Source organism: Streptomyces sp. NPDC002787 (assembly GCF_053592095.1).
In genome coordinates, this window is record NZ_JBSFVC010000076.1 from 1 (window position 1) to 9,024 (window position 9,024).

Sequence of the window (9,024 nt, forward strand, 5' to 3'; positions counted from 1 at the left end):
ATCACGGGCGCGCCCGGCGCGCCCGTGATTCGCCCCGCTCACGCCAGCCGCCTAACTGGGGGGAATCGGATGTCCGTGTCGATCCCGCTGGCGGAGGAGATCACCATCGCGGGGCCAAGGCCGCGGGAGTATGCGGCGGCTCCGGTCATACCCGCGTCCCCGTGGGCAGAGGACCGGGCCGCCGTCCGCACCCCGTGGCGCGGCACCCACTCTCATGGCCGACGACGACAACGGACTGGGGACGGTCGCCGTCGACTGGAGCGACCAGGACGACCCGCTGCGGATGACGGGGCCCCGGGCCGCTCGTCGTTCCTCGATCCGCACCGGGACGCCCCAGGCCCTCCCCGAAGCCGGCAACCGGAGCCTGGACGTCTGCTGGACCGCCGCGCGAGCGGGAGCGGCGACTCGGCGCAGCCGGACTCGGTGGGTCGTTGTGGGACCATGGGCGTGTGACCACGGACGATGTGCCCATGGCCGCCTTGGCTGAACTTCTTTGCCGTCGGTGCCTGGATCGTGGACGCCGAGAGGACGACAGGACCGCCCGGCATCTTCTGGCCTCGGTCGCAGCCCAGGAGTTCGCCCCGGAGTTGCTGGTCGCGGCCCACGGAGGTGTGTGCGCCGCCTTTGGACCCGCCGAGGACGTGCGTGCCGAGGTCGTGAGAAACGCCCTCGACGCCGCCTACCGGTTGCTCCCCACCCCCCTCGGGGACACCGAACGACTCCTGGTCTCCGTGTCGTTGGCCCTGTTGGCGAAGGTGGGGCTGAGTGACCGGACCGCGACGGACTACGTGGCCGTCGCGATGTCCGCCCAGAAGATCGACCAGGACCGGCTCGGACTCTGGGCCGCACGGCGGGCGTTGTCCGCCAAGACCGACCTGACCCCGTCGCAGGAGACGGCGGCCCGTCTGGTCCTGGCGCTGATCACCCAGGACCGGTCCGACATTCGCCGAGCCTACGAACTGGCGGATTCGCTGCCGCCGGACGACCCACGTGCACGGTGGGCCGAATCCGTCCGCCCGCATCTGTGTCCCACTGCCCCGGACGACTCTTCCCCGGCGGGCGACGCCGTCCGGGCCGGCGACAGACGGGCCGCCGCGATGTCCCTGGCGGGGGAGTTCGCCGAGACCGCCCGCCAGACCGGTGACCCCCTGGCCACGGCCATGCACATGGTCATGGCCGCGCTGTCGCAGCCGGAGATCGACGTGCGGGACGCGAGGAAGGCCCTGGTCGACGTCGTCGCCCTGCTGCGACGACGTCAGCGCTACGGCCAGGTGCCGCCCGCCGTGAAAGCCGGCATCGACATGGTGACGGACCTCCTGCACGTCGGTGCGACGCCCGAATCGGTGGATGTGCTGGCTGAGTTGCTGGAGGCTCTCGCCGACGCGGGCCTGACGGATATCTCGTTGCCCGACGAGGCCGACGACCTGCCCGCCGCGACCCAGGCCAGGCTCGCGGAAGCGGTGACACGCAGCCCCGCCTGGCCCGACTTACAAGCCTGCGTCGACGGCCTCCGGCACCGGCCCGCCCTCATCCTCCGCAGGCAGCGGATGTTCTCCGCACGGCACGGCTCCGTGCTGAGCATGTATCTGGAGCCACCCGACTCGGTCGCGATCAAGTCGACGCTGCTGAACGCCGCGGACACATCGGTCCTCGGCGCATTCGGCCGGGGGAACCCTGGGGACGTGTCGTCCATGCCTGTCGACGACGTCGAAGCACTGATCCGATCGCTGCTTCCGGCCGCGCTGCGCGACCGCTTGGCCGCGCAGGAGCTCCCCTCTCTGCTCATCGTGCCCGATGCCGAACTGTGGTCGATCCCCTGGCAGGCGTCGACCCTGTTCCGCTCGACTTCGGTCAGCATGGCGCCGTCGATGTCCGTCTATGCCCGGCTCCCCCTCTTCGACGGCACCGTGCGCAGTATCACGGCACTCGTGGACGAGGATCTGCCCCATGCCGACCTCGTGCTCACGGCGTTGGAGGAAGCACGTGCCGTCCACGGCTTCACCGTCCGTGACCACACCGCCCTGGAGGCGGGCGAGGAGAGCGACCTGCTGCTCATTCACGCCCATGGGTCCGGTTCCGGGCTGACGTTCAGCACCGGTTCCCCCGCGAAGCCCCTGTCGGTCCTGCACCTCGCCGCGACCGTTCGGGCCAGAGCCGGGCTGGTGGCGGCATGCAGATCACTCGCGGCGCCACCGGTCTCGTTTCCGATCAACCTGTCCGCCGCGATGCTGCTGCAGGGCATGTCCACCGTCGTCGGAGGATTGTGGCCGCTGCCCCATGAGTCGACGGCGACGATCATCGCCGAGGTGATCTCGGGCGTCGCGGCCGGTGGACGGCTGATGCCGGTGCTGGCCCAGGCGCGCGAGCGCGTGCCGGACGGCTACCTGGACCGGTGGGGACTCGCCGTGCACGGGATCGTGTGACCCATGGGGGATTCCGACGAGGCCAGCGCCGCCCACCCATCGGACACCGACGACCTCGAGCACGATCTCGTCCTGGCGATCACCAACGTCCTCGGCAGGGCGTGCCTCGGCCGGTCCCGCGTCGGGGATCGCGATCTCGCGGTCGCGTTCCTCACCGAACTGCACCAGCCGCACGTCGACGGGACGACCAGAGCCGCGGCGGCGGGCGGCATCACTACGGCGTTCACTCCCGAACGACTCACGGAACGCGAACTTGTCCTGGCTGTCCGGATCAGCGCCAGAGCCCTCTGCGCGACGGACCAGCCGGAGCACAAGGTGTTGCTGGGGGCCCTGGTCATCGCTCTGACGGCACAGGCGGGCCACGCGGACAACACCGGGACGGACTTCCTCGCCGCCTCGACCGCCCTGCGTCGCGTCGAGCAGCACGACTTGGCTGCCTGGTCGGCCCGTCGCGCGATCGCGACCGGGGAACTCACCGACGAAGAGACGGCCAACGCCTGGATGCTGGTGGCACTGGCGACTTCCGACCCCGACGCCCAGGACCGGGCCCGCACGGCTGCGGCGCCGCTACCGGTCGACAGCCCGGCTCGACGGTGGGTCGAGTCCACGACACCCGTCCGGACGGCTTCCAGCGATGCGCCCGGCACCCCCGGCGTTCCTCTGCGAGACCGCCGGCAGGCAGCCCGACGTGTGCTGGGCGATCTCGCCGAGATCGTCCAGCAGGGGTACGAAGACGACATGCTCACGGGTCTGCGCCTGGCCATGGAGGCGTACGCGGCGCCCGAACTCGACCTGCCGGCTGCGCGGAAGGGGCTGATGACCGCCCTGCGGCACTGGCGTTCCCGCCGCGGCCTGGGTCAGGTACCGCGCGCCGCGACGGCCGGACTCGAGGTGGCGATCGACCTCCTCCTCATCGACGCCTCCTCGGACGAGGTCATCCTGATGTGCGAACTCTTCGAGGCGTTCGTCGACGCGGGACTCGTACCTGGTGACATCCAATGGGCCACGGACGGCACGGCACCGTCGGTTCTGCAGGCGGCGCTGTCGCGACGGGCCGCGCGGCGGCCCACCTGGCCGGATCTCGCAGGGCTCCTGGCTGCTCTCGACGGGAGCGACCTTCTCCTCCTCCACCCCCGCCACGACCGCCACGGCGTCGTCGTCGACGTCACCTCCGTGTACTTGCGGACCCCGGCCGGCTTCTCCCTGCGCCGAGCCCGCCTGGACGCACAGGACCAGCACACACTGCGGGCGTTCTGCGCGGGATCGCTAGCCGACCTGTCCAAGGTCTCCCCCGAGCGGCTCGACCGGCTGGTCACCGGCATCGTCGCCGAGCACGTCGCGGATTCCGTCGCGCGCCCCGACTCCCGGGAGCTGATCATCGTTCCGATGGGGCGGCTGGCGGCAGTCCCCTGGGCGACCGCTGAAGTCCACGGCCACTCCTGGACCGCCGCGCCTGGCGTCGTGGCACCGTCGATGTCCGTCGCCGGCGCGCTGCCACGACCGCGGAAGGGGTGGACGACCGTGCACACCCTCGTGGACACCCGGCTTCCGGGCGCCGAGCAACTGTTGGCGGAGCTGCGGGGGCCCGTCGTGCGGCACAGCGCACTCGACAGCCTTCCCTCGCGTCCGGAGCCCGGTGATGTGCTGTTGATCCTCGCCGATGGCGGTGGGCAGGGGCTCGAGTACCGCCTGCATCTGCCTGGCGGCCCCATAGGGATGAGGGACCTCGTGCACGCCCCTTTGCCGCGCCGTGCCGTGATCGCCGCCTGCCGGTCGGGCGGGCCCGCCCCGACGGCGTTCCCCTTGGCTGTTCCGACCGTGCTCATGCTGGCCGGTGTCAGCACCGTGGTCGCCGGTCTGTGGCCGCTGCCCAGCGAGACCACCGCCGGCATCCTGTCGGAGGCGCTGCGCACTCCCACCGACAGTCTGTCCCTTGCCGTACGAGGGGCGATCCACCGGAACGGACGTGAGTCGGTCGTCGACGGCCTCGGGCTCGCGGTGTTCGGCCGGGACGACGGCTGAGCGGCCCCGGAGCATCCCGTCTCACTCGAAGCAGGAGTCGAACTCGATGTGCTGCGACGTCGCTGTGCGGTCACGATTGAAGAGCAGGCTCAGCTCCGCGGTGAACGAGGTGCCGATCTCCTGCTCCGCGAAGCCCAGGGTGAGCAGAAAACCATCCACTTCGTCCGGGGCGAGACGGTGGGCCACAGCGCACTCGTTGTGGTCGCCGTCGATCAAGAGGTCGTATCGAGCGCTGGGCGCGTACGCCGCCAGAAACCGCCTCCGCTTGATGATGCGCAGCACCGCGCGCGTGATGTTGGCGACCTGGTCCCCGGCATTGCGCACCCGTACGTCGAGGACGACTCGGTCGTACAACCGATCGACGAGGACGTCGTCGACGACCACGTCGGCACCGTTCACCGGAACGCGCTGTGCCGCGACCGGGGCTGCCGGCCCTTCCCTGTCCGCCCGCGCTTCTGCAAGGGCGAGAGCGTCGGTGGCGTCCTTCAACTCCCTCTCGGCCGTATCGAGAGCCCTACGACGGAGAGCGAGTTGGAACTCCGATCCGGTGTGGTCGTCGATGGCCAGGTAAGCGTCGATCCCCTGCGGCTTCCACACGGTGGTTTCCTTCTTCGGGTACAGCTTGCTCAACGCCGGTTCCAGCAGCCCCATCTGCTGCGCGAGCCTCTTGAGCGTCAGGCCCGACTCACGACGTGACTCGTCGAGCGCCATCCGGGCCCGGATCCCCGCTTCCCTGAGGGCCGCGCGAGCCTGTTCCACGAGTTTCTCGGCAATCTCGTGGGCCGCACGTGCGTCACGCAGATCCACTCCCGTCATGTCACCTTCCCCGCTGAGCCACGACTTTCCAGAAAGGGACCGAAACACGCGGAAAGACGGAAACACCGGGTAACACCGAGAAGGTCTCCCTGGTTGCCGCCTGCGATGTGGATGCGTGGGCCCGAGTGGCTTTGGAGAAGAACACGTGCTCCCGACCCCGCACTTGATGAGCTCCCACCCGCGTGGGAACCTCTCGGACCCCGACGCGCCCCGGCCTCGGTCAGCGTATCTCGCGCGGTGGGATCTCCCCGCGTCGCGACCCGCGTTCGTGATTCTCGAGTTCTTCGAGCCCCATGGCGAGACGGAGTTCTGCCACGACTCGCTCGAGGCATAGGGAGCATGATGCGTCGGCCGAGGATCAAGTTCTCGCACCGCCCGGTCCGTTACGGCGAGGAACACGTGCGGATCGGCGGCATCGTGCCCGGTGTCCGCGGCGACCTCGTCGACCGCGATGGCTGGGTGTGGGCGCTGCTCGAATTGTTGGACGGCTCGCGGACCGTCGACTCCGTCGCGGAGGCCATGACGAGGTCCTTTCCCTACAGGCCCGCCCACTTGGTGCGCGCCGCCATCGACGAACTCGTTCTCGCCGGTCATGTCGAGGACGCCGATGAACCCGTGAGCGGTCTCGACGAGGTCACCGAGGAGCGGTACAGCCGGAGCGAGGCGCAGTTCCGGTGGATGGACCGGTCTCCGCTTCGCACCGGTTGGGACGCTCAGATGTCGCTGCGGCAGGCCGGTGTCGTGGTGATCGGACTGGGGGGAGTCGGCTGTACGGCAGCCCTCGCCCTTGTCCTCTCCGGCGTCGGACGCCTCCACTGTGTCGATCGTGACGCGGTGGAACTGTCCAACCTCAACCGCCAGATCCTTTACACCGAAGCGGACGTGGGACAGCCGAAGGTCGCTGCTGCCGTGAGCCGGTTGCGCTCGTACAACTCCACGGCCGACATCACCGGTGCGGAGGTCGACATCGACGGCCCGTCCGCCGCTCGCGCGCTCGCGGCGGACTTCGACGTGGTCCTGCTCGCCGCGGACACGCCAGGGGAGATCCGCTCGTGGACGAACCGGGCCTGCCTGGAGACGGGCAGTTCCTGGGTGTACGCCGGTTACCACGGGCCGCTCGTCACCGTCGGGCTCCATCGACCCGGCGAAGGTCCCTGCGCCGACTGCGGGCCGGCGGAACAGCGAGCCCGGCTCGCCGCCCTGCCCGAGCGGACCGAGTGGTCGCCCGGCATCGACGTGGTTGTTCCGCAGGCGGCCAACGCGGTGAGTGCCGGCTGCGCCGGAACCCTCGCGGCGCACGCGGTGATCAGCCTGATCACCGGAGTGCCCGCCCTCCCGGCCAACCGCCGGTTCGGGCTCAATCTGATGACGATGGAGAGTGTTCCTGTCCCCGAGGCGGCTGAGCCGAGTCCGCTGTGCCCGTCATGCGGGCGGGAACGGTGACAGGTGCCTCCCCCGCACTCGGGTACGTCGCAGTGTCGGTGTCCGCCGCTTCACGGAGGGCGTCCGCCCGGGGGTCGCCGAGCCGGGCGAGGATCGCCGCCGCCTCTTGACGGCATCGTGAGGCACGGCCTCGCGATGCCGTCCGGGCATGCGAGAGCGCCGCGGTCTCCAGGGCATGGGCCAGATAGCGCTCGGACGCCACCGCGCCCCTGAACAGTGCGATGGCGCGCTCCGCGAACTCCACGGCGGACCGGTCCTCGCCCAGGGCTTGATGCGCCACCGCCATGTCGTGCAACGCGTAGCCCTCGCCCACCACATCGCCGTCGCCCAGACGCAGCTCCAATTCACGCCGGGCGTGTTCCAGAGCTTCCCGGTAGCGGCCCAGACCGACGCCGATCTGACTCAGATTGCACGCGACGACGGCCTCCGCCCGCCGGTCGCCCCGCACCAGTGGCAACGCCCGGAGGTAGTGGTCCCATGCCTCGTCGAGCCGGTTCTGCAGCTTTCGGCTGCGCCCCAGTCCGCACAGCGCCGTCCCGAGCAGGAACCGGTCGCCGCTTTCGGCGGCCCTCGCCGCGTGTTCCTCCAGGTCGGCGTCAGACTCCTCCCAACGCCCCAGCATCTGGTGGGTGTCCGCCCGCCTGCGCAGGAGGGCCATCTCGGCCTCCGGGTCGCCTCCGGCGCGGGCGGCGCGCAGACCCATGGACTCCGCTTCGAGGCGGATCGGCCACAACGCGCGCGGCTGGAACGCCAGATAACGCATCGAACCCGCCAGCGCGACGACGATCTCGTACAGGTCCCGGCTGTGGGCCACCTTCATGGCGGCGAGAAGCGTCATGCGCTCCGTGTCGAGCCATGCCCACGCCTGGGACCGATCGAGCACCGGGGTCCCACCGCCCGAGGGGCCCACGTCGACGGTCAGGGACGGGTGGCCGGGGAACACCAGACGGTCGGCGGCGAGTGCCGTGCGCGCGTACCAGGCGAGCCCGCCGCGCAACGCTTCGACGTGGCTGTCCGGTGACTCGTCCGTATCGGCCCTTCGGGCCGCGTACGCGTGCAGCAGGTCGTGGAGGCGGTAACGGCGGTGGCCGACGGGTTCGACGAGATGGGCGTCGACCAACTCCTCTACCTGCCGGTGGGCCTCGGTCACATCGAGGTCGGCGAACGCGGCCGCGGCGTGCAGGCTGAACTCGGGGTTCGGGTGTAGCCCGAGTCGACGGAATGTCCTGGCCGGGTTCGCGGGCAACCGCGTGTAGGACCAGTCGAACACGGTGGACACGGCGCTGCGATCATCAGGCGGGCTGCTCAGAGCCCGCAGCTGAGCAAGGTCCTCCCCCATCTCGTCGACGAGCTCGGTGATGCTCAGGCGGCGGGCGGCCAGCCGACTGGCCGCCACCCGGAGCGCCAGGGGAAGCCGAGCGCACCGGTCGATGAGCCGCGCCACGGCCTCCGGCTCCCTCTCGACCCGATCGCAGCCGACCACGTTGCGTATCAGACGCTCGGCTTCGTGAGGGGTGAGCAGATCCAGCGGCACCGACCGGGCCACGTCGGTGACGGCGAGTCCGGTCAGGCTCCGCCGACTGGTCACGAGCACGAAACACCCCGTGGAACCAGGTAGTAACGGCCGGACCTGCTCCGCGTTCCCGGCGTTGTCCAGCACCATCAGGACCCGCCGCCCGGCCAGGAGCGACCGCAGCATGCCCGACTGGGCGTCGAGCCCGAGCGGGATGCGCTCTCGGACGACCCCCAAGGCCTGCAGAAACGCTGTGAGCACCAGCGAAGGGGCCAAGGGCTCCTCGCGGTCGAAGCCACGCAGGTTCACGAACAACGTGCCGTCGGGGAAGTGGCGTTGGGCGCGGTGGGCCCACCACACCGCGAGTGTCGTCTTTCCCGCGCCCGCCGTCCCCTCCACCACACAGATCGTCGCCGAGTTCTCCGACGCGGTGGCGAGCAGCGAGTCCAGAGCCGCCACGTGGTCGCCTCGTCCGACGAAATCCCGGGGCGCCCCCGGCAGTTGCCTCGGTACGGGCGCGGCCTCCTCAGCCTGTCCCCGCAGGACGACCGTGTGGATGGTCCCGGCCTGCACCACATCCCCGGTGATCGTCGCCATGATCTCGTTGCGGGTGCTCGGTTGGTCCGCCACACGTGTGAGTATCCTCGGCGGACTGTCGCCCCGAAACCCCGCGAAGTCCGTATATGACCCCGGACGCGTGGTTCGGGCGGGTGCCCTCAGCACTCGATGATGTTGACCGCCAGCCCGCCCCGCGCCGTCTCCTTGTACTTGACGCTCATGTCGGCGCCGGTGTCCTTCATCGTCTTG

5 protein-coding genes are annotated in these 9,024 nt (G+C 70.3%); 3 read left to right on the forward strand and 2 right to left on the reverse strand.

The features are described 5' to 3' along the window. The first annotated feature begins 449 nt into the window (after positions 1 to 449). Together ACWD26_RS43810 and ACWD26_RS43815 are read left to right on the forward strand one after the other, a co-directional pair. Complete coding sequence (locus ACWD26_RS43810) at positions 450 to 2,423, forward strand: CHAT domain-containing protein (protein WP_451279326.1); 1,974 nt, start codon at positions 450 to 452, stop codon at positions 2,421 to 2,423. A 3-nt stretch (positions 2,424 to 2,426) separates the two neighbouring features. Continuing rightward, complete coding sequence (locus ACWD26_RS43815; RefSeq protein ID WP_451279328.1) at positions 2,427 to 4,445, forward strand: hypothetical protein; 2,019 nt, start codon at positions 2,427 to 2,429, stop codon at positions 4,443 to 4,445. Between the two features lie 21 nt (positions 4,446 to 4,466). On the opposite strand, the gene ACWD26_RS43820 is transcribed toward ACWD26_RS43815, so the two are convergent. Continuing rightward, positions 4,467 to 5,261, reverse strand: coding sequence for a hypothetical protein (locus tag ACWD26_RS43820; RefSeq protein WP_451279330.1), 795 nt, complete (start codon positions 5,259 to 5,261; stop codon positions 4,467 to 4,469). A 339-nt stretch (positions 5,262 to 5,600) separates the two neighbouring features. Here ACWD26_RS43820 and ACWD26_RS43825 point away from each other — a divergent pair, with 339 nt between their 5' ends. Then, complete coding sequence (locus ACWD26_RS43825) at positions 5,601 to 6,704, forward strand: HesA/MoeB/ThiF family protein (RefSeq protein ID WP_451279332.1); 1,104 nt, start codon at positions 5,601 to 5,603, stop codon at positions 6,702 to 6,704. On the opposite strand, the gene ACWD26_RS43830 is transcribed toward ACWD26_RS43825, so the two are convergent. Beyond that, a complete protein-coding gene (locus tag ACWD26_RS43830) occupies positions 6,619 to 8,847 on the reverse strand; it encodes an ATP-binding protein (RefSeq protein ID WP_451279334.1) in 2,229 nt (742 codons plus the stop codon). The two genes, ACWD26_RS43825 and ACWD26_RS43830, sit on opposite strands and share 86 nt — an antisense overlap. Between the last annotated feature and the right edge of the window lie 177 nt (positions 8,848 to 9,024).

Coding starts and splice junctions, on each gene's coding strand:
- ACWD26_RS43825 (WP_451279332.1), top strand. CDS start 5,601: ATGATGCGTCGGCCGAGGATCAAGTTCTCGCACCGCCCGGTCCGTTAC.
- ACWD26_RS43820 (WP_451279330.1), bottom strand. CDS start 5,261: ATGACGGGAGTGGATCTGCGTGACGCACGTGCGGCCCACGAGATTGCC.
- ACWD26_RS43815 (WP_451279328.1), top strand. CDS start 2,427: ATGGGGGATTCCGACGAGGCCAGCGCCGCCCACCCATCGGACACCGAC.